General features: G+C 52.4%; 17 protein-coding genes. 11 read left to right on the top strand and 6 right to left on the bottom strand.

Features of this window, described 5'->3' with window-relative positions; translation table 11 throughout:
• Window positions 1–9 precede the first annotated feature (9 nt).
• The 4 genes from HBO10_RS24260 (at window position 10) to HBO10_RS24245 (ending at window position 3,249) form a co-directional block, all read left to right on the top strand.
• Complete coding sequence (locus HBO10_RS24260) at window positions 10–222, top strand: PRTRC system protein C (protein ID WP_078465885.1); 213 nt, start codon at window positions 10–12, stop codon at window positions 220–222.
• Between the two features lie 102 nt (window positions 223–324).
• On the top strand, window positions 325–1,791 hold the full coding sequence (locus HBO10_RS24255) for a hypothetical protein (protein WP_169904134.1): 1,467 nt from the start codon (window positions 325–327) through the stop codon (window positions 1,789–1,791).
• Complete coding sequence (locus HBO10_RS24250) at window positions 1,778–2,476, top strand: PRTRC system protein B (protein WP_116827401.1); 699 nt, start codon at window positions 1,778–1,780, stop codon at window positions 2,474–2,476. Before HBO10_RS24255 ends, HBO10_RS24250 begins: the two co-directional genes overlap by 14 nt.
• A complete protein-coding gene (locus HBO10_RS24245) occupies window positions 2,473–3,249 on the top strand; it encodes a PRTRC system ThiF family protein (RefSeq protein WP_169904135.1) in 777 nt (258 codons plus the stop codon). Before HBO10_RS24250 ends, HBO10_RS24245 begins: the two co-directional genes overlap by 4 nt.
• Here HBO10_RS24245 and HBO10_RS24240 read toward each other — a convergent pair.
• On the bottom strand, window positions 3,231–3,530 hold the full coding sequence (locus HBO10_RS24240; protein ID WP_169922124.1) for a hypothetical protein: 300 nt from the start codon (window positions 3,528–3,530) through the stop codon (window positions 3,231–3,233). The genes HBO10_RS24245 and HBO10_RS24240 overlap by 19 nt on opposite strands.
• Before the next feature lie 200 nt (window positions 3,531–3,730).
• Between HBO10_RS24240 and HBO10_RS24235 the strand changes: the two genes are divergently transcribed.
• The 5 genes from HBO10_RS24235 to HBO10_RS24215 all read left to right on the top strand — a co-directional run bounded on the left by HBO10_RS24235 (window position 3,731) and on the right by HBO10_RS24215 (window position 9,753).
• Window positions 3,731–5,128: a hypothetical protein gene (locus tag HBO10_RS24235; protein WP_169904137.1), complete on the top strand. Its 1,398-nt coding sequence runs from the start codon at window positions 3,731–3,733 to the stop codon at window positions 5,126–5,128.
• Between the two features lie 3 nt (window positions 5,129–5,131).
• On the top strand, window positions 5,132–5,884 hold the full coding sequence (locus tag HBO10_RS24230) for a hypothetical protein (RefSeq protein ID WP_169904138.1): 753 nt from the start codon (window positions 5,132–5,134) through the stop codon (window positions 5,882–5,884).
• A gap of 3 nt (window positions 5,885–5,887) precedes the next feature.
• A complete protein-coding gene (locus tag HBO10_RS24225) occupies window positions 5,888–6,865 on the top strand; it encodes a hypothetical protein (protein WP_169904139.1) in 978 nt (325 codons plus the stop codon).
• A 157-nt stretch (window positions 6,866–7,022) separates the two neighbouring features.
• Window positions 7,023–8,132, top strand: coding sequence for a DNA polymerase III subunit beta (gene dnaN / locus HBO10_RS24220; RefSeq protein ID WP_169904140.1), 1,110 nt, complete (start codon window positions 7,023–7,025; stop codon window positions 8,130–8,132).
• Between the two features lie 22 nt (window positions 8,133–8,154).
• Window positions 8,155–9,753 carry a sigma factor-like helix-turn-helix DNA-binding protein gene (locus HBO10_RS24215; RefSeq protein ID WP_169904141.1) on the top strand — a complete coding sequence of 533 codons (1,599 nt, stop codon included), beginning with the start codon at window positions 8,155–8,157 and terminating at the stop codon, window positions 9,751–9,753.
• Window positions 9,754–10,069: 316 nt separating this feature from the next.
• On the opposite strand, the gene HBO10_RS24210 is transcribed toward HBO10_RS24215, so the two are convergent.
• Window positions 10,070–10,525: a hypothetical protein gene (locus HBO10_RS24210; protein ID WP_169904142.1), complete on the bottom strand. Its 456-nt coding sequence runs from the start codon at window positions 10,523–10,525 to the stop codon at window positions 10,070–10,072.
• 121 nt (window positions 10,526–10,646) lie between these two features.
• Between HBO10_RS24210 and HBO10_RS24205 the strand changes: the two genes are divergently transcribed.
• The gene (locus HBO10_RS24205; RefSeq protein WP_078466149.1) at window positions 10,647–11,195 is read left to right on the top strand and encodes a hypothetical protein; all 549 of its coding nucleotides are present in this window, start codon (window positions 10,647–10,649) and stop codon (window positions 11,193–11,195) included.
• 463 nt (window positions 11,196–11,658) lie between these two features.
• Window positions 11,659–12,660: a hypothetical protein gene (locus HBO10_RS24200; RefSeq protein WP_116827395.1), complete on the top strand. Its 1,002-nt coding sequence runs from the start codon at window positions 11,659–11,661 to the stop codon at window positions 12,658–12,660.
• Between the two features lie 394 nt (window positions 12,661–13,054).
• Here the strand turns inward: HBO10_RS24200 and HBO10_RS24195 are convergent, their stop codons facing one another.
• From HBO10_RS24195 to HBO10_RS24180, 4 genes are read right to left on the bottom strand one after another with little or no spacing between them, the layout of a single operon-like run.
• Window positions 13,055–13,990: a chemotaxis protein CheB gene (locus tag HBO10_RS24195; RefSeq protein WP_011923268.1), complete on the bottom strand. Its 936-nt coding sequence runs from the start codon at window positions 13,988–13,990 to the stop codon at window positions 13,055–13,057.
• A complete protein-coding gene (locus HBO10_RS24190; RefSeq protein ID WP_169904143.1) occupies window positions 13,987–19,827 on the bottom strand; it encodes a response regulator in 5,841 nt (1,946 codons plus the stop codon). Before HBO10_RS24190 ends, HBO10_RS24195 begins: the two co-directional genes overlap by 4 nt.
• The gene (locus tag HBO10_RS24185) at window positions 19,820–20,611 is read right to left on the bottom strand and encodes a CheR family methyltransferase (RefSeq protein ID WP_169922123.1); all 792 of its coding nucleotides are present in this window, start codon (window positions 20,609–20,611) and stop codon (window positions 19,820–19,822) included. The genes HBO10_RS24190 and HBO10_RS24185 overlap by 8 nt, the downstream gene beginning before the upstream one ends.
• 2 nt (window positions 20,612–20,613) lie before the next feature.
• Window positions 20,614–22,605 carry a methyl-accepting chemotaxis protein gene (locus HBO10_RS24180; protein ID WP_169904144.1) on the bottom strand — a complete coding sequence of 664 codons (1,992 nt, stop codon included), beginning with the start codon at window positions 22,603–22,605 and terminating at the stop codon, window positions 20,614–20,616.
• Window positions 22,606–22,607 lie beyond the last annotated feature (2 nt).

Here is a 22,607-nt window from a genome sequence, read left to right as displayed (position 1 = left end):
GGGGGATTTATGGCCGTTTCAATTCTCACTCTGAGCCGTTTGTTTCGCTTTGCCGGTCGCGATCTTCCTGATCCTGATCCGAGCATGGAGCCGATGGATGTGCTCAAGCACTATGCCCGTCAATTTCCTCGCCTGAATGGCGGCAAGTTGATCGACCCTATCAACGAAGGAGATTCTCAAGTTTATGAGTTCCGTCAAGGCAACTTCGGCGACCGCGGCTAGCCCGATAGAACAACTCAGGGCATGGGCGGGCGGTGCAGCCGCCCCCACTCCCGAACCCACCATCAACGATTGCTGCCTTGAGCGCAGCCAGCAGGTCAGACTGTGGAATCTCATGCACAAACCAAGCAAACCTGGAGTCCTCTCCAGTTCCCTAGCGCCCCGCTAACCGCGCTGACCATCCCGCATGTTAGTGCAGCAGTGCAACACAGTGTTGCTGCCTTGTTCATGCGCGAGCACGGCTATTTGGTAGATCATAAAGGTCACAGCGCTTTCTGCTTGGAGGCCCTTCAGGGAGGATTGCTTCACGAATCTGACCTAAGCCCTCTCAACTGCTACCCGAATGGGTACGGCCTGCATCTGGTGACTGGCAAGGTTGTGCGTAGCATTGAGTCGCGGGTCGAGTTCACACGCGAGGCTGCGGTTCCTGATGCCGAGCGAATTGCTTACGGTCTGGCCCGTAAGGACATCGACATCACATACGCTTCCGGGATTGCGCTGTCGGTAGCTGAGGCAGGATTGCTGCACGATTCTGTTCTCGCCCCCATCCTCACTCAGGGGGCCGATTGCGGCTATGACCTTGTCAACGCAACTAAGGCAGCCCTTGACGCCTTGTGGCCTCAAGCTCAGCGCGAATGCCGAAATGTCGAAGGCGGCACGGTCTACACCGATCAGCCTTTTTACAGCCACATCCACGGTAACGACTTCTATCTAGAAGCCTGCGAGCGCAACTGCTTCTACCTCGATTGGCCAGAGTTGACCCAAGAGAATCTTGAGATGCATATCCTGCTGACCAAGACGCTCGACGCGATGAATACCTACTTGATCCCGTTTCACACGCCATTCACAGCTTTCAGTTGCTGGGGCCAGTACACGGGCGGGGTTTCTGAGAGCTACGAAGCTATCAAGGATGACGTTACGGGCAAGAGCCATGCTGAAATTGTAGAGGTTTTGAAGGCGCACGATGACCTCGACGAGCTTGGCTGGCTGGGGATGGAGATGGATGCCGACGAAATGGATGATGCATCTGTTGAGCGCGCCGCTTCACTGCTGTGGCAGATGGATGACGTCGAGCGCAATTTCAAATATCAGCTTACCTATGGCCAAGATGTTACCAACGAAAACCGTAAAGCCGAATTGGGTGAATTGCTTTCCCAGGCTCGGGAAATTAGCCGCCGGAACTCAAGGGAATCTGGTCTTGCGCAAGTTCTGTCTGACGCGCTCAGCTCTTGCATTAGCCGGGTTGACGGACACCAACCCGTTGACGCCCTAATTGCTCAGGCTTACGGCGACAGCGAGGAGCTTGGGGGATACGAGAACAGCCCAAACCGATTCTTCGATTGCATTTGGGTGCTCGCAGATGAACGCCATAAGGCGCTTCACGTTGAAGCTGTTGAGGGCTTCAACGCCGATCTAGAGGAGTGCGCTGATGTGACGGTGAAGCTCCCGCTAAACACCGGGGTGCTGGTGGCACAGGTCACAGTCCCGATAATGGAGAGAACTAGCCAATGCCTTGAACTGCTAAGGCGCATCCAGCTCTCTCTTGAGGTTCCTGCAAATGCTCAACAATGATGTCACGGCCCGCGCCCTCATTGCGTTTCACCACACCAAGACCAATCGTCTCGATTTCACTTCCCATGAGGTCATTAACTCACCAGTAGAAGGTGGGTTCACTCTCGGAGCTGGTCGGGCGTTCTCAGAAGAAGACAAGGAAACGCTGGTTGATCTTCTTTTGAATATTGACGCTGGCATCGAATTTATCGACACCCGGATTCTGATCAAGTCGCGTAGCTTGCTGGCTTGGTACAACCCGCCTCAGGTCATTGACGTTCTGTTCAGGGACGCTGTTCACAAAGCTCCGATCCCGGGCCTGATATTTATCGCTTCCCAAGGAAAGCTCCGCTGCTTCGCCTTCAAGGGTAAAGGGCGTCCTACCCCTGACACTAAACTGTTCTTGGCCCCAATGGGCAATATGTATAGCTCGGGGTCCTTCTGCTCGGGCAACTGCGATGTTCCAAAGGACAACACCATCGCGAGCATCCCCGGCTGGGAGCGATTCGTGCTGCAATGCGTGAATACGCACATGGGTATCAAGGTGCTCAAGACTCCGACGAATTACGAGGAGGTTATTGCCTTCTATAAAAAGCTGAGCGACACCAGCGCCAAAAACTTTCCGGCAGCTCAACTGCTTCCGATGCTTGCCAAGGGGGTTCAACTCACTCTGAAGGATGCAGTGGTTACAGGGGGTGAAGAATGACTGCTACCGTTCAGGCCTTGCCAGTGGCGACACGTTACAAGACCCCCAACGAATGGACTTCTAGAGCAATTCGTATCGTCGTACTTGGAGCTGGGGGCAACGGAAGCGAGGTCGTAGACTGCCTGTCGTCGTTGCACTGCGCCCTGCGCAGCCTTGGTCATTCACATGGGCTGCATGTCACCGTCATCGATGATGCAATAGTGCGCGAATCCAACCTAGTCCGGCAGCGGTTTTGGCCTTGTGATTTGGGCGCATACAAGAGTGTGGCCCTAGCCAACCGTTACAACCTGAACCTGGGACTTGATTGGGTGGGCCTACCGTACCGGTTTCCTTGTGAGGAAACTCGATTTGCGTTCGCCAAGGCCGACCTGCTGATTTCATGTGTTGATGTGAACTCGGCCCGGTTAGCAATCGGGAATAGTGAGGGTGATTTCAAGCACAACGCAATGTGGCTCGACATGGGCAACGGACATCGTCACGGTCAGGTTGTTTTTGGTGGGCTGCGGGCCAAAGACCGTAAGAAGTTTCCATGTGTACTGGATCACTACCCCGAAATTGCTGACATGGCTGACAACCATACGAAGTCGTGCTCTGCTGCTGAATCGATTGCAGCCCAAGACTGTCTAGTTAATCGAACGGTTGCCACGGCGGCGATGAACGTCGTGTGGGAGTTGATCCGTACTGGCTCTACAAATCGAAATTGGATCACCGTCAGTTTGGAAACGGGCGAGCAGCAAACCTACCCTTTCCCGCCTCAGAACAGCGATAGCTGATTCGCCTCGAAATAAATCCGCTCCATACACTGGGGCGGCAGACCGGAATGCCCTGGCGCCTTAGCCCGGGCAATCATTCCTTCCCTGAGATTTGCTGCGAATGCTGCGGCACACGATGTACAAATCGTGAAATCTTGAAGCACGGGCAGATCATCAACTTCCACAGTGTAGATGACCTCACTCCCAGCTACAGACAGATCACAAAGAGTTAGCCTTGCAATCAAAGCTGGTTCAGGTCGGGCCATAGCAAGGTGAACGTGCTTGTGCATCACCAGCATCACCAAGGTGTCCCCTTGGCGAATAGCTTGTTGCAAGGTAGTCGTTGGGCCCACGGATCGATCACGTTTGGAGGTGTGATACGAGTATAACGCTGGCGCTGAATGAGTCATCTGAAAGCAAACCTTCTGAATCCTGGCTCAGTTAGCTAAAAATCCCAATATAGGGCAGTTGCCTTCCACTATTAGGCTATAGGGGAGACAAAATGCCGTTAGCAATCCATTTCTACGATGCAATCACAGCGGGTAAATCACCCGCTGAAGGTCAAATCGTGCGCTATGACTCGCTCATGTGCGAGGAGTCTCTAATGCCTCAGGTTATGGAGATGATGGTCGGTTTGCGCAGTGATGTGCATGTTGATCTGGAGGCTGCTGCTAACTCTGAACTCGGTTCAATGGATCTGCTGAGCGGCCATTCGGAATTGGAGTGTGCGAGAACAGTCCATCGTCATTTCACGCGACCAAACTGTTTGCATATCGGCTTAGGTAATACTACGCGAGTTGATCCGTTCCTAAGGTCAACTTTTTACCGCAATCTTCTTCCTTTCCCCTGCATTGGGCTACCGGGACACAGCTACTACCTGGATCTAGAAACCATGCTCCGGGCCATTAATATCTTAAGGCCGGATGAGTACCCTTGGGCGGACAGCCCTGACCCAACCAACACCCAATCCTTCCATCATTTCCTCATGTGGGATGCGAATGTAAGCGGCGAGAATCGCGCGGTGAGGTTGAGAGATCTACTGGCGGACACGCACGCCAGCTGTCCCAAGCTTGTTGGCCATGCTCTCAAGCACTCATCTCTACAGAGCATCAAATCTGCCTTGGGCTTAGAGCAGGGTGAGGTCAGCGATCTCGAAAGCGCCACACCCATGTACCTGGTACACCAAAGTCTGCAGGCACCGAAAGGCTTCATCCTTGGACTGCCAGTTGGTGTCGATATCACATACCCCGATATTTTGTATGTGGCGGATCTTGAGTCCGATCTTAGCCAACTATGCAATCCAGCAATCACTTCATACCAAAGCTTTGTCCGAAACCCTTCATCAAATCCTAATGGGCCGCTTGTGCGGATTTCCCTCAGCCGCTTTCCTTTCTGCGCACCGCTTTCGGCCATACGACCGGCCGATGCAGCTCGGCTTTCCATCGATATCGGACTGGTGAAGCGAAGGATCGCCCAGCTCAGGTCTGCGACGCTCTTACCGTCCAGGTTAAAGGAAACACCTGTACTCCAGTTGTCGTCTCAACCTTCTGACGTGTACCACCGCATGTGGGCAGGAGAATTTTCACCTAAAGACCAGGTACTGATGCAAGAGCTCCATCAAGCGCCTATGGGGGAATGGCTAAATCTAGCTGTTGGCGCGAGCGACGGTAGGTTCCATGAATTAGTCGTCCGTCTGCTGGGCAGGATAGCCCCGGAAATATTAACAAGCGGCCAAAGAAGCGAGGTTGATGCATTCACTCAATCTCGGTTCGCCAAAAATTCGCCCCCCCCACTTTGGGTAGCAGAGCTCTTGAAACAGGCACAAGATGGCAATGAAGCATCATCAGCGGCAGTCGGCCTTATGCAGCTGCACAAACGCATTACCCGCAATATCGGATAAGTCATGGAATCATCGACCTCACCCAGCTACGACCCATATGCTTTTTTACCCTTTGTTGCCTATCGCTCTCTTGATAGGTCCGAGGGAGAGTTTTGCTACTCATTGATGCACTTCGTCGAATCTGAGAAATTCCGGGGTGTCGATGAGTCCTATCGTCAGTTCCTGCTGAAGCAAGATGATCGTGATGACTTCCTGCTGGAGACAGGTGCCATTGACCAGGGTGGTGTAAGGCAGGATTGGGTTCAGGTTCGGTTTGCTCTGATAAGAGCAGGAATGTGGATGCAGTTGGTTCAGCACCAAGACCACCTGCGTGAGTCATTGCTTCAGGCAGGATGCGAAACAGGTGTTCCATTGATTGACCAGGTTGCCGCGGACATCTACGAGCGGTTGATGAAAGCTCATGAGCCAGGAAATGAGTTGCGGCGGGTTGTACTGGCGGGCGACTTAGGCGTGATCGATGCAGAGATATTCAAAACCTTTGACCATCTGTTTCAGAACCGAATGCCCGATGAAATCTACGTTTCAGATGAACCGGGGGTAGCTGAAATGGTGCACAAATATGCACTTGCCAGGTACATTCCCCTTCGAGTGTTCACTTCAGCAGATCAAGACTGTGCTGATCAGATGCTCGCTAAGGGAACCCATGTCTTCACAATCAGTGTAGAGGCTGAGTCGGATTCTTCCCTGGCAAACCGTTTGCTACAACTCGCTGCGGAGCAGGGGAAGGTCTTTCATCGCTTCCCTTGGGTCAGTTAAGTCGTGAAGGCCCAAGCGCTGATCATTGCAATGCTTTCGCTATGTGGCTGCGCTGCAGACCCTGCCTGGGTTGTAGCGCCTCCAAAAGCCATCTGTTTTGAGCACGCGGACAAAAAGTGCATCGGTGACATGATCGCTAAAAGCGTTGAGACCGAACATCCTGGTTCAGTTCGGGACTCAGCCATCCGCAGCACTACGGCATTAACTCTAGGCGCTGGTATTCCAACCCCCCAGCTTCTGATAGACCTGAAGACGCAGTCTGAAACCTTCATGTGCCTGAGGCCCGATATCGACTTTGTTAGTGCTGGGCAAGCGATCAACGCGGCTAGAGAGAAGCGCTTTGATTCAGCACTCGATGAGGCACTGAGTGTGAAGGATCCGGAAGCGCAGGTATTAGCCCTTCGCCACATTGCTGCGCTGGCATCTCGATCAAGCGATGTTAAGGCGATTGGACGGTCCCTCAACACCTTAAACTCGGTAGACCAGCCAGCGTATATGGACGCGCTTCAGCAACGCTTACTCACTCTTCTGGCAACAGGCGACATCGAGCGGGCAAATACCCTGAGAGACGTGTTGCTAGATTTTTACGCGAAGCGACCGGGCAGCACGATGGAGCTCGCTCAGATAGCGATTAGCTACGTGACTACCGGACATATCGAAGACGCAAACGTATTCCTGAAACGAGCGGCAGGCCTAGTCAAAGAACTGAACAGCAAAGACATTGGTGTGCTGTTCGGGCTGGTTATCAAAGCAGCCCAAGGTGTCTACCCTCCTCCACAGGACTTTTACGAGTTTTCTAGTGACGCCATGAGGCTTCAAGCTTACGTTCAGCTGGCGATCCTTTTTGACCGTTCAGGGCAAACTGGGTACGCCCACCGGGTAGCCAGTGACATGGCAAGGTTTGCACAGAAGTCATCATTTAGAGTCGACGGACGTGATGCTACCAACGCATTCAGCAAGGTTCTGATCGAAGCAATGTAATGTTATCCACAATTTCCGGGGACAAATGTGTGCATAACCCTCCGCAACTCATACGGTAACAACCCTCAAAGGATGTGGTTAATAATTGATCAGCACGACTGGTTCTGGCACATTCTTTTGGCAGTAATTATGGGCAATACCTCAAAGGGATTAGCCCATGAAATTCTCCATCAAGTGTTCCGATCTAGCTCACTACCTTAAAACCGTTGCACGTGTACCCCAGCGCAAAGCCACTGACGTCTACGGTCACTTTTTGATACAGGTAGATGCCTCAGGTTTGGTGCTGTCTGCTCATAACGGCCAGAAGCAAATGAGCCTAACCATCCCAGCCGATCTGTTCACCCTGCAGGGCGATGGGTTTGCTGTCTGCGTCCCGGCAGTCAAGTTCGACCAAGTGGTTTCAGCTCTGGCAAAAGATGCGATGGTTTCCATCCAGTTTGCCGAGCCTAAGCTCGTGATTTCAGCTGCGCGATCGCGCTTCACTCTCGCCACAATTCCTGCCGATCACTTTCCCGTCATGGAGTTCACTGCCGACCAGAGCAAGGGTGAGCTGAACATCGCTGGTAGTACCCTCAGTACCGCAGTTCATCAAGTGGGCTTCTGTGCTGCCCGTAATGACGTTCGGGTGATGCTCAACGGCATTCTGTTCGATTTCCAACAGGGGCTCATGACCCTCGCTGCCGCTGATGGACTTCGCCTGGGTGTCACTGAAGTACCTGTGACTGGTGAACCGATGCAAAACTTCATCCTGCCGAGCAGCTGCATTGAGGATGTTTGCCAATTCGTTGGCACCGGAAGCGTTCGGGTTTCAACCTCTGGCAGCATGGCGCGCTTCACTCGAGAGGGTGGCGTACTACACACGAAGCTAGTTGAAGGAAAATTCCCTGACTACCGCAAGCTGTTAGCAGCTGCTGAGCAAGGCGACGTCGCCCGCATTGTCCGCGACGAATTTGCTGGTGCTATGGCCCGTGTCGGGCTCTTGTCCGAAGGTGCAGTTTCCTTGGTGCGCCTCGCAGTTTCCGCCGAGTCTATCTCGATCCAGTCAGTGGGCGGTAAGGCCGAAGACCTGGCCGACGATGTTCTCCCATGCGACTACAACGCGGAGCCGCTGGAGATTGGTTTCAACGGCCAGCTGGCTGGGGAAATTGTACGTTCTCTTGGAGCCGCCGAGATCGATGTGATTTTTTCCGGAGCTGCTTCTGGCACGCTCCTAAGAGCTCGAGACTTGCCATCACACAGTTTCGTATTGATGCCGGTACGCCTATAGGGCCAGGCTCTGGAGATAAATGATGAGCAATGTTGCGATCCAGCTTTCAACACAACACCAAAGCCCGGCAGAGCCACGTATTGGTAGGGGCTTCGATCTGCCTACCCAGACCCCGGCACTTCCAAGCCTCGATGGCCCAAAGGGGCTCCTGAGCGCTCAAGATGAGCAAGCTCTGGGCTTCCGGATCCTCATGGGTCAACTGGACCTGGTACGGGCATTGGCCGTCGATACGAGCATTGTCTCTTCGATGGTCAAGGAGATCTGGGATGCCATGGGCGAGAAGGACAAGGTCGACAAAGCGGTTGCGCTGATCTACCACGACGGTGCCTGGTTACGTGTTGGTACCCTGCCTGAAGGCGACTACTCAGCCAAAGAGGCTCACAAGAATGCAAAGGCTATTGCTGATCAGAAATTTGCTTCACTTGTTCGACGCAAGCTGAACACGATCCGAACCCTGATTAGCGAATTGCGGGGCTATGCGGCCGAAGGCATGGACGGCACTCTCTTCAGCGCTGCTGTTCGCGATGAGCTGCGTTTGAAGCTCGCTGAGATCGTTCCATACGACTACATCTTGAATCGTGCGGCTGATCAATTTCGCGTCAACTGCAAGGAGTTGAGTGCTCGCACTCGTGATCTGATCAAGTTTATCTGCGACGAGGTTCGGATTCCTAAGATCAAGGTTGAAGGGATCATCTCTGGCAACTGGACATCACCTAAGCTGATTCCGGCATTGCTGATCTCTGGCGGCTATGAGCTTAAGCTTTTCCCCCCAGCTGCGATGAAGAAACTCCGTCACGGTATCACCAGCCGTCAGCAAGCAATCCTTGACGCTGCGTCCACCGGCGAAGCGCCAGCCATTGAGATTCTTTCCGCGTGGTCCGTTTTCAACCGCGTTGATCGTGATATTGAGAAATGCGCTGATATTTTCACCAACGCAAATGTTCGTCTGGTAGAGCAGCAAATCGGCCGCTTCCGTTTTGCGGACAAGGAAATTGCTCGGTCTGCAGCCAACATGGGATTGACTCGTGCGGTTTACAGATTTGCGCCTGAGATGGGTTTCCGCTTCTCGACGATCGCGCTCACTTGGATCAATGTATCCATCAGTCGAGATCTGGCTGACCAAGAGTCCATCCGCCTACCCGAAGGTATGCATAAACACCGTCGCATGATTTCTAATATGCTTCGTGATCAGCCAAACGTGTCTATCAATTCCCTGGCCGAGGCAACGAAGCTGGAGCAGGACGTTGTTCGTGACCTTGTCCACTTCGCCGGCGGTCAGAGATCGATCGACACAGCGTTCCAGGGCACTGACACTTCAGATGCAGATGGCCTTCATGAGCTGCTCGCTGACACCAACAACGATTTCATGTCTGAGATCGAAGACGACAGCATGCGCCAGTTTGTAGAAAGCGCTCTGGGAGACGTTCTAACCCAGCGCGAGATCTTCGTAATTGTCAATCGCTTCGGCATGGGCGACGCCCGTGAAAAAACCTTGGCAGAACTATCGGTCGAAATGAACCTCTCGAAAGAACGAGTGCGTCAGTTGGAGATCCAGGCTTTGAGTAAAATTCGCGACTCTGAATTCGCTGAGACGCTCTTTGAAATGTGGGGTGACATGTGAACGATCGCTTACCTCTTCCTGGGGCAGACGTAGAAGTCCAGGGCGTTATGGGAACTTTCGTGGGGGCCGATCTGATGAGTAACGGGCAGGTTTATTTCACTATTCGATCATCGGTCTCGAACGTGTCCTTGATGGCCATCAAGTGCATTGATTGCTTGGTAGGTATCCAGCGAATCAGTGACTGTGTCGTTACGGTCTCATCGGGGGCGTGTAAGTGGCGCAAGAGTCCGACTGGGGATCGATTCGATGAAGATTTCTCAACGATGCTTGGTCACTCTATTGAGGACTTCCAGGCATCTGAAGATGTACAAGGTTTTCAGGCCATGCTGTCACGGCGCAACATGGCTTGGGCACGGTCTCGTTGACGAGGTGACGCATCCTGGTTCTCTACGACCATGCCTGCGAACTCATCACGACCTTCAAAATCACCGTTCACCTCAAGTTTCCATGCCAGCGAAAGCATGCGTTCCGCATCCTCGCAGTCAGGCACCTCATTGAGGTTGTCGATTTTGGACTCTTCCGTTTTGACCTCCTCTACAGTAACTGTTTCAGTTTCCAGGATGATCTCTACAGGAGGTGGCGCGGGCGCAAGAACCGGCATGCCTTTGTATCTCCGTACCTCATTCACTGGATGCGACAATTCAGGAGGATGCTCATAATGCTGCGCCTCGGACGCATGGTTGCTCAGCTTCAGGTTCCAAAGGAACGCCAAGGCAATTACGAGCAACACTAAGCCTACAATCCAAATCAAATTCGATGGCACATCAATCACGACAAATTCTCCCGTTGCTAATACCCTAATAGTGGCCACCCACTACCCCATTTTATGTGGTTTTCGCTGGTGGCACAGCTCGCTGAGCGGATACTCAAGTCATTCTCTCAAGGGCATCACCATGAACACAGTACGCAGCGAACAGACCCAAAGCATCAGCCTTCCAGTAAACTTCAATGGTGTGCTTAACGTCACACTCCCCGCGCATGTCAATGCTGAGGAGTTTTGCGCGATGGCACTCGCTCAGTTCAAGCAGCTCCTCCAAGCTGAAACCGCCATGGGTGAGACGGGGGAAGCCTCCTTCTCGTTTGAGGGTGATGTTTGGAGCACTGAGGGCCAAGCCCAGGTTGGCGATTTGATGTTTGAGGTACAGCACGACCTCTCAATGAACGTATCAGGTGCGCTTGTTGCGCTTAAACCGCGAAAGGGCGAGTTCGGGGCGGACCGGTATCGCAGTCGAATCTGCGCTTACGTATCTGAGCACGATGTCTACGTTACAGGCCGCTGTCCACAGACTGACGCAGAGCGAGTGCTCGTGCTTGTCCGGATGGACGCTTCCGACCCCACTGTGCACGTTATGAACCCCTCATTTGACGAAGATATGAGCCTCGATGGTCAGGCGCCTTTGGTGAGTGTTCCATTCCGTGGCATGTCATTCGCCCTAAATTGACTCGACATTGAGTGGGAGGTCGACTCCATAATGATCAATCCCTTTACCCTCTCAAAACCTAGATTGGGTCAGCCCTGCAACGGATGTGGCTATTGCTGCACGTTTGAACCTTGCATGCTGGCCAGCACCTACTTGAACTGTACCTCTGGACCTTGCGTCGCTCTCGAACACAATGATGGGCAATCTAGCTGTGGCTTAGTCCGAAACCCCCTTGGCTATTTGTACCAGGCGGCCAATCCAGACTCCACGGTATCGGTTCTTGATCCATCTCCAGACCTGGAAGCTGGCTACCACTTATCCGTCAAGATCGCTGCTGCCTTGGGCGTAGGGCAAGGGTGCGACTCTGACGATACGGCCGATGCGTTGCATTGGCCTTCGCACATACCCGTAACCAACATTCCTTAGCCCGTTTTAGGGCACTCCAACTCCACTATTAGGTAAAGATTCCTTTTTGGAGATTGGGATGACCACTCGACGCGAATTCAACAAGCTTTCCGCGGTTACCGCTCTAGCAGCTGCGTCTGGTCTGGGCCTTGGGCTTAAGCCGGAAGATGCCGAAGCTGCAGTAACATCACTAGCGACCCTTCTTGTCATTGATCCTGTCACCCTCAGCTATATGGTTTATGGCCCTTGTTGCTGGTGGTGTGAGGATTACCTCATCGTGTCCCACTATCAGCCTGTAGCCATCTGTGAAGTGATCAAAGGCGGGGGCGATACCGCCTTGGGTCAGCCCATCAGCGGTCCGCTCAGTGCCGGCACTGATAACAACGACTACACCTCAATGCATGTGCGACTTTGGGAGATCCCTGACTGGGCCCTTGATATCGCTATGGCCTATCAAAGCTGCAAGCTTTGCGGGCCTGATATGGCTCGGACCTCGAATGTTGGGTTGACCAATATCCTTGATGTATGCGGAGCGGCATCTAATGTCCTCCAAAGTAAAGCGCTCAATGCGTTCAACCAAGCCTTGCCTAGTTGCTTTCCAAAAATGATCTATGACACTGAATTTGACCCCACTTGGAACACCGGGTGCAGAGATATCGGTGTTGCTTCCGCCCTGGGTATGGTGGCATGCACAAATCCTCTGACATCCAGCGTTTCCCTTTTTGGGTCGGAGATCTGCATAGGCACCAGGTGGGGAGCCCTTTATCCGCGACAAATGGCTGATCACGATGACAATGCGGCAATTGCCGCAGGAAAGGCTGCCTACCGAGCAATTCATGTCAGTGGCTTTTCTGTTGGTTCTTTCCCTTTCAATGCCTCTCTTTCGGTCGGAAAGCTTCAGCAGACGTCACCAGGGGTAACTGTAGGGTTTGAGGCTGGTAGCTTTCTTCTGGATACCCAGATGCGGTTGTGGCCAGTATCGCTGGAGGAGATCTATACCTTTGTGTGGTGGGTCCCAGTTGTTTGCTGCAAATCCTATGATGAGATCATGGGTTTCTGTACTCCACAAACGTGTGGCTGATGGGCTTCTGGCACGTGATTTAGCGCATAGAGTGGTCCCGACCATGAGGATCACACTATGCCAAGCGTTCAAATCAATACCTCTCCCCTCCTACGCAATTTCGCTACCCTGATGCCGAATACCTGCATACAGGTGACCACAAAAATGGGACCTCAGACGCTTCTCAGGGCTGAATTCCCACCTGCCGACTACCCCGTCGACTCAGATCAGCAGTTGCAGTTTCTCCTGGACTTGATTGCCACTTCGAATCCAGGCGCCCTGGACTTAATTCATGAAGTCGCAAGCCGCTGCGTTGAAGATCAGCGTACGGCAATCGGTGACTTGCTTCGTTCCGCTCCCAACCGGCACAACAACTAACTCTCGAAAAAAAGGCTACCCTTGGGTAGCCTTTGAATCAGAATGTTTTTTGTCCGTAAATTTGGGCAAGCTTTCGGGCCAGTCCCTCAGGGTTCGCCGAATACTGAACCGCGCCGGTATTGCGAGCAGTGTCCGGCATACTCTTAGCCCCAGATGATTCGTGATCTTGGGCCATGATCATTTTTGCTTTGCCCTTGATCGTTCTGATCCCACCAGACCCATCCATTCCCATGCCTGACAAAATGATCACCCCGAGGTGCGGGTGACAGTCGAAGACAGAACGAATCACTGCATCTATGCATGGGTTGAATGACACAGATTGAGCGCTGTATGGCTGAAGGTGGATCACACCAGCATTGATCACAATCGTGTTATCGCGCGGAACTAGGTACACGGAGTTAGGCTTGATTTTCATGCCTGACTCCGCTGATTGAACTCCCCACCCTGGAGCAACATCCTTCAAGCGTGCCAGCATCTGACTGTATCCAGCTTCTGACATGTGCTGGGCAACGAAAATTGAAATGGGCATCCTTGGAAGATCACCAAAGAACTGACGCAGCGCCTGCGGCCCACCTGAGCTCGCACCAATGATCCAAAGGTCGGGCACGTTCTTATTGTCCGCCTCATCCTTTTTTTCATCCAATTCGTTGGCTAGGTCAGGCAGAGCCAATTTGATTTCTTCGATCGTACGGTTTCGCCATGAGATACGATCACGTTGAGCCATGGCATACAGATTCTTATCGTGCACAAGACAGATGGGCTCTTCGCGGCCCAGTGCCTCCATCACCTCCTCACATTCCACGACGTTCGAGTCCGCCATGTCTATCAGCAGGATATGTGCATTGCTGATTTCCAGGTCGCCATCTTTCGCATGCGAAACGTCATACATGATCAGGTCGCCGACCAGTGGTGCAAGAAGCTCAGTGAACAACGCCTTCTGCACCTCATCCGTACTTACTACGCCAACTCTCATGCTGCGGATTCCTCCATCGATTTCTGCGCTTTGATCTGAGCTACAGCCTGTTGAAGAGACGGTGCATCACAAGGTTTGAGCAGATACTTGGTCACGCCGGCCCGCATTGCTTTTTCTTCAAGGCCCGTACGTGTAGTGATCATGATGATTGGAGTGTCGTCAAATTCCGGCTTGCGCCTGATCGCCTCAGTGAACTCGAAACCGTTCATATTCGGCATCTCAACATCAACCAGCATCAGGTCCGGCTTATCGATTAAGCCCAACTTGTGCAACGCGTTCTGACCGTCGACTGCAGTTATGACGGTGTATCCGAATCCGGTGAAGATTCGCTCAAGTTGACTGCGGTAGCTTCTTGAGTCGTCTACTACCAAAACAGTTGGCTTTTTTTCACGCTTCAGCGAACGAACGCGATTTTGTCGAACTTGATACCCTTTCGAACCTTGCTTGAGATTCAGTCGAGCCATTTCCATTACGTCCAGCACGAAGACAGGACTGCCATCTTGCATCTCTGTCTCACCCACCAATCCACGGACATTCGCGAGCATACCTTCAAGCTTTCTGATGTGGATTTCTGGCATAGAGTCGACTTCAGCCACCTCGATAGCTATCCGTTCATCACCTTGCTGGCAAAGAATGACTGTTACATCCCCTCCTTTCTGATCGGCACTGCGTGAGTCCGGCATAGCGACCAGATCTGCCAGGTGAACGACGTCGAAGCTGCGGTCGTCGTACGTGACAGTAGCAAAGCCATTAGCTGCTCTTTGCGCGGCCAGGGAGCTACGAGATACAAGTAATACTTGAACCATTGAATAGCTCTGAATCGCAAACCATTGGCTGCCAGAGCTCACTATCATTGCTTTGTTAGAGCCGATCGTGAATGGCAACTCAATCAGAAACCGAGTGCCGATACCCTTCTCACTTTCGATGTAGAGGCGACCCCCAAGCCCCTCAACAGTGGTTGCAACGATGTCCATCCCAACACCCCTGCCCGAGACATGCGTCAGCTTAGCCGCGGTCGAAAAACCGCTATGTGTGATCAGTCGCATGATCTCGGCACGGCTCAGTTGATCGCTATCGGAGATGATCTTCATCTCAATGGCTTTACGGTGTACGGCTTCAACATCAATGCCACGACCGTCGTCACTGATCTCGAGAACGATGTGTTTAGCCCGGCGGGATGCTTTGATTTTTACAGAGCCTAATTCCGGCTTACCAAGCCTCAAACGTTCTGCAGGGGGTTCGATACCGTGGTCTATGGCGTTCCGAATAATATGAGTCAAAGGGTCAGATATTGCGTCCAGCATCATCTTATCCATGATGACTTCTTCACCCGCCATCGTCGCTTCAACTTCCTTGCCAGTTGCTTTCGCGGCTGTCTTCGCAGCCCCTGTCAGCTTCTGTCTGGCGTTGAGGAATGGTACCAGGCGAGAATGGAGCAGATCTCGCTGGAGTCCGATTAGGGCGGGATCAAGCTCATAGAGAGCATTTCGCATTTGGCGGATGTACGAGAAGATCTCGTGAACCTGTTCACGGACTTCATCTACTTGTGCACCCATTGCAACATGCATCGCAGAAAGGTCATTGAACCGCTCTAAATCTGCTTCTGCAGCATCCTCAAATTTCCGGGCCTGAGGTTGATTGTTGAAGAAGCTCCTGAGGGCCGTCGTAAGCTGACCGTGTTGAAGACTGTTGGCTTCAAGTAATTCCCGGGCACCGGTTAGCCGGATGTGCGCCTCTTCGTTCAGGGCACTAAGACGGTAGCGTACTGCGACCAACTCCGAAGCCCTTTCCGCAGCAGCCTCTAACAGATGAAGTTCTACACGGATCTTTTCGGAGGTACCCCCGTTAGATTTCTTGCCATCATTAGTGGCCTGGGCCTGCTCACGCCCTAGCAGGTCGAGTACAGCGTTGGAGACGATCGGTTGTTCGACTCCAATCTCGCTGTCCATTTTAATGGTGTAGAGCCTGTCGAATGCCTCGGAAGCTTGGCGGGCGTATTCGGCTCGTACTGGATCGTCCTCAAAAGATTTCGCATGCGAAATCTTTTGGCTAGGGGCGATTTGGTTTTGGTCATCAGTCTCCCGCTGAGGTTGGGATTCCTGCACAGGATTTTGATCAGCAATTGATTCTTTCGCTACGATATCGTCGGACTGAATCAGCTGTTCAGGTGCTTGAGGAATGTTTAAGACTGTCGCCTGCTCGGCGTCATCAGTGGTGATTTCCTCATTAATTATGCCTCCCTGAACGCTATCCTCACGTACAGCTGGGCCATACTCGCCATCAGTTTCCATCTCGGCAGCAGCCGTTGAAGCTTGGCCCCTGCCACCTTTTCCGCGGCCACCTCGTTTCTTCCGAGCCGGTTTGGTTTCAGCTTGATCAACGCTGACCTCATCGAGGAACGTTACCACCGGCATTTCTTCCGCTACTTCGCCTGTGTCATGAGGCTGCTCGAGAATAGCTTGGTCTTCGGTGGCAGGCTCAAGATCGGGCTCGCTTGAGATCACGGTCTGAATCTGCGCCTCGAGTTGAGCACCGGGAATCGCTTGATCTGAATGGAGTAAAGACAGATCGATTGTGTTTGTATTTACGGATTGTTCAAGGCATTGAATGAGGGAACTCGGTATTGGGTATCCACGGCCCTTCTTAACATCCTCCGTCATCGCCGTAATAGCTTGCATCACCAGCATAACTAGCTGAGCGCACGCTGGACTTGGATTGATAAGCTTAATTGAAAGGCTTTCAAACAGACTTTCCATCGAATGCGTAATTGCTGCAATCGATTGTGCTTCCGCCATCAACGCTGCACCTTTCAGGGTGTGCATATTGCGTTTGATGGTCAGCACCAAATCTTTATCGTTCATATCCTCGAGCCAGGCTGCAACGTTGCTTTCGAGATCGGGGAACACATCCTCAGCTTCATCTAGATAGAACTGGAAATCCTCGTTGTACTCTGGAGGAATCTCCATAGACGCTTGAATAATGCCTGCTTCAACTTCCTCACCATGGGTCGGTCCTGTGTCGTTGGTCAAAAAAGATTCTGCATGCGGAATCTTTTGCTCCTCAGAATCACCTTCCGATTTGTTGTGCCTTGCGAAAACCTCCACCTTCTGCTCGGTTGGCGGCTTAGCAATCGCGGCAGGCATTTCAGTGAATACCGCTTCCTCAATATCATCTCCAATTGAGGCAGCCATCGTGACCCATGCACCTAAGCGCGAAGTCTCAGACACCCACGGGAAATCCAACATGTACTTATGCGTCTGCGCGAGTACGTCGGAAAGCACCGATATGTCGTCGGCCGTTAGCGCTTTGCCAGCCGTGAATAGAACCTCAAAGCGAGACTCTAGGACGCCGTATACCTCGTGCAATACCTCACAATTCACAGACCCTGAGATGCCGTGTATTGAATGCGCAGCTCTGCAAATGTCACGAGTCAGATGAGGTTGGCTGCCCTCGCTAAATGACAGGAGAATCCCGTGGTAGAGAACGAATTCCTCACGGTAGAGTTCGATGTGGCCGCCGTCGATGCCTTCTGGATATTCGCGGAGCTCAGTAACAGTATCGCGTTCAACCAACTCACCAACCAGCACCGAACTAGTTTCTGAGGAGTCAGGTGTCTGATTCACGTCGTGGTTGGTAATTTGGGGTTCGTCGAGTGCTTGGACGATGCCTGGATCGGACTTAGCAAGTAGGGCTTTCTCCATATCCCTAGTGAAGATAGTGACCTTACCGCGAGCAGAGTATTCGTCCATGCAACGGAAAATCATCTGGAGGGACGAAACGACTAAAGCGTCAGCTTCAGTGCGATTGAAACCCTCATCTCGTGAATGGTTATTCACCGTTTGACTGAACGTGCCCATTGCTCTTGCAAGGCGGTGGAATGAGTCGAACCCATACAGTTTCGCACCCATCGCCAAACGGTCCGCAGCTTTGTACAGCTGCTCCATTGTCTTTCTATCGCGAACATCTGGTTTGAGCAGTACGGGCTCGAAGATCTTTCTGAGCTCAAAGATTTCTGAGAGGAAGTGATTTTCGTCGCTCTCATTAACTTCGTCGGTAGCGATTGCTGCCTCAAACTTTTCCATCAATTCTGAGGGAGATACAACATCAACGTGCTCGACCTGGATGTTCAGCTCGCTAAGTGCTTCTTCAGCCCGTGTCATGAGGGTAGGAGACGGTGCCATGCCGGCCAGAATGGCCGCAAGGTAACTCTCGACGGCTACAAGTGCCCGTGCCGACATATCTACCGCAGTGGACCCTTTGATCCCCTGTTCAGTCATCTGACTCAGGAAGCCCTGGCATGACCCATTGAGAACAAGACCTGCACGAGTCAATCCCGTGAAGGACAGTGCCGCGCTGGCGCCTACCAAGCGGCTTAGGCCTGATCTCAAATCCTCGATGCCTGCGCCGCTGTCCAAGTGATCGGTGATCGAGCGTCGGGTGAGTGCCAACTCTTGGATGGATTGCTCCACAACGCTGGCGATGACGTCAGGTTTTACCCCTGGAATACGCAATGATTGAATCGATTCGTTTGAGTCCAGGCGTCGGATGTGTTCATCAAGGAACATGAAATCCGACTTCAGCTTCTCAATCACGTCAGTTGTGAAACCGTCCACGGTGGACACCTTCTCCACTCTCGCTAGCGATTGCGCCGCGACAGCAGCCATCTCGCTCTCGTTCACCATGTAGAACACGCTGGCTACCTGCCGGATGGAGGCCCTGAAGGTCGCAATCTGGGCATCAAACGTCAGCGGCGATTTGCTGATGATCGCCCGGCCAAGGGAAACCATAGAGGTTTCCAGCAGAGGTTTGAGCTCGACTACCACATCCTTTATCGAGTCAGCACTGGCGGTTTCAATACGGGCTTGAAGCTCCGCGAGCGAGGTAGCGTCCACTGACTTTCTGACGTTGAATACGGCCAACACGTCTTCGATGGACTGAGGTAGCTTCGCGGACATGCTTAAGACAGAAAGCAGGGATTTGAATCTTGTGACACCTAGCGTCGCTTTAGCACCATCCTCTCCGTCAGACTCGGCTTTCTGAATGGCAACAGATAGCATACGAATTTTTGAAAGGGTATCGCCAGCCGCTCGGATAGCACCACAAGCAAGTGCTTCAGTCAGGCACTCCCCGACCCACCAAAAGCAACCGACTTCCAAATCGCTTGTTACGACCTGAAGTTCTCGAAGAATGTCGCGCAGTTCGATAACCGCAGCTTTATTCTGGTTGGTCATGTACGCGCTGAATGCGGTTTGAAATCGCTTGGGCGAACGACCAAAGACATCCTGACGTTCATCGTCAGAAACATCGCGGTTTCGATGCGGTGGCTCGACGTAAGCGAACTCCACATCGGGTGGAAGAAGGTTGTCCTCTTCCAGTAGTGGAACCCCACGGAGCTCCCTCAATTCGTTGATCTGTTTAGCAAGGATGCCAGCGCTATCTGGCGCGCCGTCCACAACCATACCCAGAAACTTCGGTATGGTCAGCAGACTACCCATTATTGAGACGAGCGCCTGCTCAATCTTCTCTTGAGCTAGTCGATGATCTGCAATGTTTGTAACGATGATCTTCACTTCGAGTGCTAAGGCACTGCCGCCGATGCACTCAGCAACATCGAGCGCGGCATGGATATGCTTGACCTCGATCTCGACATTTTTGAATGCAGCATCGCGATCCTTCTTTTGGTTTTCAAACCAAACAGGCTCGGCATCGGGTGGAGGACTCGCTAAAGCTTTTGACTTTTTATTAAAGACTTCAAGCTGCAACTTGGTCGTGTCGACGCTCTTCTGTATAGGAGCCCGAAGCCAGGTCAGTTGGGCGATACGCAGTTTGTTAGACATCGACAGACCTTTGGAATACGTTGGGATTACTGTTTGGAATACGGGTCATGAATGGGTGAGACCAATTGAGGGTCTCCCCGGGGCCGGTGATGAGGTGGCCACCTGGGACAAGCATTGCTGAAAGTCTGTCCAGGATTTCGTATCTAGTATCTGTGCGGTAGTAGATGAGCATGTTCTGTGTGATTACGATGTTCGGATTCGCCAGTTGCACGGGTCTGTCTTGCAGAATGTTGTGCTCCTCAAACGTCACCATTTCACGGACGAACCTGTGAAATCGCATCTTGTTACCGCGGGTAGGGGCTGCGGCCAGTAAGCCAACACCTTCATGCCTTGGGTACAGCCCCTCACGCGCAGTGTTTATGCACACAGATGAAACATCGGTACCGTGAACCCTGAAAGTCGGGTGACCAGCATCTAGTAGCGCGGAAGCAATGCTGAAAGGCTCTTCTCCGGACGAACATCCGACAGAGAGAATCCGCGGCGAGGTAATGCCTTCGCATAACTTGACGATTCGTTCATTGGCTGGCAGCGATCGAAAGAACCGAGTTTCATGGTTCGTAGCCAGATGTAGAAGCATTGACCATGTCTCAGCGTCCACACGGCCCGACTTACGCCGTTCATCCAGGCTTTCCAGGTCCATACCAATACTTTCTACAAAACGCGTCAGAGCGCTCTTGAACGCGCCCTGACGGTTAGCATCAATCTGTATTGAGAACCTAGCCTCGATAGTCACTAACCATCGGTCAAATATGTCCAGCTCAGCCGGTGCATCGAGGCTATTCATCGTCAGTCCTTGGAGAATTGAGCGATCGTGCTCTGTAGGTCTTGAGCTTGTCGGTTAACGTTTTTGATTGCGACGGCTGTCTGCTCGCTAGCTGCGCTGTTATCAGCGCTGTACTGGTTTACGCTGTCTACAAGATCTCCCACGTCGCTCGACTTCGCCTTCAGCTCTTTTGTGTCTTCGGTTGCACGCTGTGCACCCAGAGTCAGGTTACCAGCCAGGTCCTTGATGTCTTTCAAAGCGTCTTGAGCAACATTCGACCTATCACGGAGCTTGTCTGTTTCACGCTGCGCACGATCCACCGCGGACTGGTTTTCGCGTGCGGCATCGTTCATTGTTTTCAGCTGGACATTAATTTGCACGACCGCATCTTTCGTCTCTTCACTAAGGCGGGACATTGCCTTTGCTGCGTTGGCAATGCGGATCGACTGCCCCTTATCCTGAAGCTCATCAGCCATAAGGTTTGCGTTGAAAGAGAGCATCGCGGCCCTGGAGGCTACCTCTGCAACAACCTGCGCAATTGTTTCCAGAACCTGGAAACTCTCGATCATGTGTTTCGAGCGGTGTTGGATTGATAGGGTCTGCTGTTGCAGCTCGAGGATGTTGTCATGAACCTGTGTTACCGACGATTCACCCGAAGCAACCTTCTGCACCATGTCGTCAGAGATCTGCTGAGTCTCTAACGTCATATCCTCAATCTGGTTGATGAACTGAGACAGATCGCCAAACAATTGGCTGATATGTTCAATTGCCTTGTCCTGCTCGCCACGATTCTGTGCAACGTTCTGCTCAGTTATCAGGGTTTGCTCAGTCGCTGCGGAAAGGCCAATGATTGTTTCTTTGACTTCGTCAAGAATTGTGGCGAAATTGCCAAATGTTTTGTTAAGGCCCTTGGCGATATCGCGCGTAGCTTCGTTGTCTTCAGTCAACCGTGTATTGAGCTTGCCCTGCCCTACCAACTCGATCTCATCAAGCAGCAATTTCAAATGCTTAGATCGTGTGCTTATCGAGACCTCTTGATGGCGGCCCTGAGTCTCAATGGACTCTGTACGACTGCTAGTGATCGATCGCATCATCAGCATTGAGATAATCGAAAGGAGCAACGTCAATCCGCCCAGGCCTGCGACGATAGTGATCCCCATTGGGCGACTGTCAGGCAGTGCTTCAACTGAACCGATGAGGCTGGCCGCGGACGAAGAAACTCGGTCACGGACATTCCAAATAGTTTTCGCATGCGGAATGTTTTCACTTACCCCTGATGCGTTATCAATGGTCTTTTGAACCAGGCGAACGACGGATTCAGCTTCTCGATAGCTTTTGACCAAGGGGGTCATAAAGTCTTGATCTTTTGGAAGCGACGGTCCGAGCCTGGCCAATGTAGTCACATACTGGCTGAATGCGCTCGCAGCCGCCCGCAACGTATCGCTGTTGATAGCGCCATCCGAGCTCAAAGCTTGCTGGCCTTCTTCCAGCGACGACACAGCCTTAGAAAGCTGTCCCTTGATTTGCGGCCCGGCCGATGATGCTTCAAGGCTCGCACGAGCCTCCTTCGCAGCTTTTAAAGCCTCGGCTGCGGTTCTCTGGGTGTCAGCCAGAGTCCTGCTGTATTGATCAGTAACTGTACGCTGGCTAACAATTTGGGAGATTGATGGTGAAATCTCTGCCCAGACCTTCTGAAGTGATTCCAGATTCGCCAGCACTACTGGTGGAGCTGGTTCGATACCTCGGACTGGATCACCGTTGCGCAGAGCAGCGAATGCTTTCTCTACAACATTTTCTAAATTAGCCATATCTGAGTTGTAGCTGCTATCTGTCGCTGCTCGCTCAGCAAGGTAAATGGCCTGCATAGCGCTTGTTTGTGCTTGGTAGCTGGCCTTCAGCAAGAAGCCTTGCTGGGTATTGTTTTTCAGGAATTGATACCCGGTATAACCGGCTGCGCCACCCGACAGGAGGACCATAATTGTTGCTAGTGAAACGATGGAAGAATTATTACTCATGC

Source organism: Pseudomonas sp. WS 5503 (genome assembly GCF_012985385.1).
GTDB classification, from domain to species: Bacteria; Pseudomonadota; Gammaproteobacteria; order Pseudomonadales; family Pseudomonadaceae; genus Aquipseudomonas; species Aquipseudomonas paracarnis.
This window is presented reverse-complemented; position numbering and strand designations above follow the sequence as displayed.

Coding starts and splice junctions, on each gene's coding strand:
- HBO10_RS24260 (WP_078465885.1), top strand. CDS start 10: ATGGCCGTTTCAATTCTCACTCTGAGCCGTTTGTTTCGCTTTGCCGGT.
- HBO10_RS24250 (WP_116827401.1), top strand. CDS start 1,778: ATGCTCAACAATGATGTCACGGCCCGCGCCCTCATTGCGTTTCACCAC.
- HBO10_RS24245 (WP_169904135.1), top strand. CDS start 2,473: ATGACTGCTACCGTTCAGGCCTTGCCAGTGGCGACACGTTACAAGACC.
- HBO10_RS24235 (WP_169904137.1), top strand. CDS start 3,731: ATGCCGTTAGCAATCCATTTCTACGATGCAATCACAGCGGGTAAATCA.
- HBO10_RS24230 (WP_169904138.1), top strand. CDS start 5,132: ATGGAATCATCGACCTCACCCAGCTACGACCCATATGCTTTTTTACCC.
- dnaN (WP_169904140.1), top strand. CDS start 7,023: ATGAAATTCTCCATCAAGTGTTCCGATCTAGCTCACTACCTTAAAACC.
- HBO10_RS24215 (WP_169904141.1), top strand. CDS start 8,155: ATGAGCAATGTTGCGATCCAGCTTTCAACACAACACCAAAGCCCGGCA.
- HBO10_RS24205 (WP_078466149.1), top strand. CDS start 10,647: ATGAACACAGTACGCAGCGAACAGACCCAAAGCATCAGCCTTCCAGTA.
- HBO10_RS24200 (WP_116827395.1), top strand. CDS start 11,659: ATGACCACTCGACGCGAATTCAACAAGCTTTCCGCGGTTACCGCTCTA.
- HBO10_RS24195 (WP_011923268.1), bottom strand. CDS start 13,990: ATGAGAGTTGGCGTAGTAAGTACGGATGAGGTGCAGAAGGCGTTGTTC.
- HBO10_RS24190 (WP_169904143.1), bottom strand. CDS start 19,827: ATGTCTAACAAACTGCGTATCGCCCAACTGACCTGGCTTCGGGCTCCT.
- HBO10_RS24185 (WP_169922123.1), bottom strand. CDS start 20,611: ATGAATAGCCTCGATGCACCGGCTGAGCTGGACATATTTGACCGATGG.
- HBO10_RS24180 (WP_169904144.1), bottom strand. CDS start 22,605: ATGAGTAATAATTCTTCCATCGTTTCACTAGCAACAATTATGGTCCTC.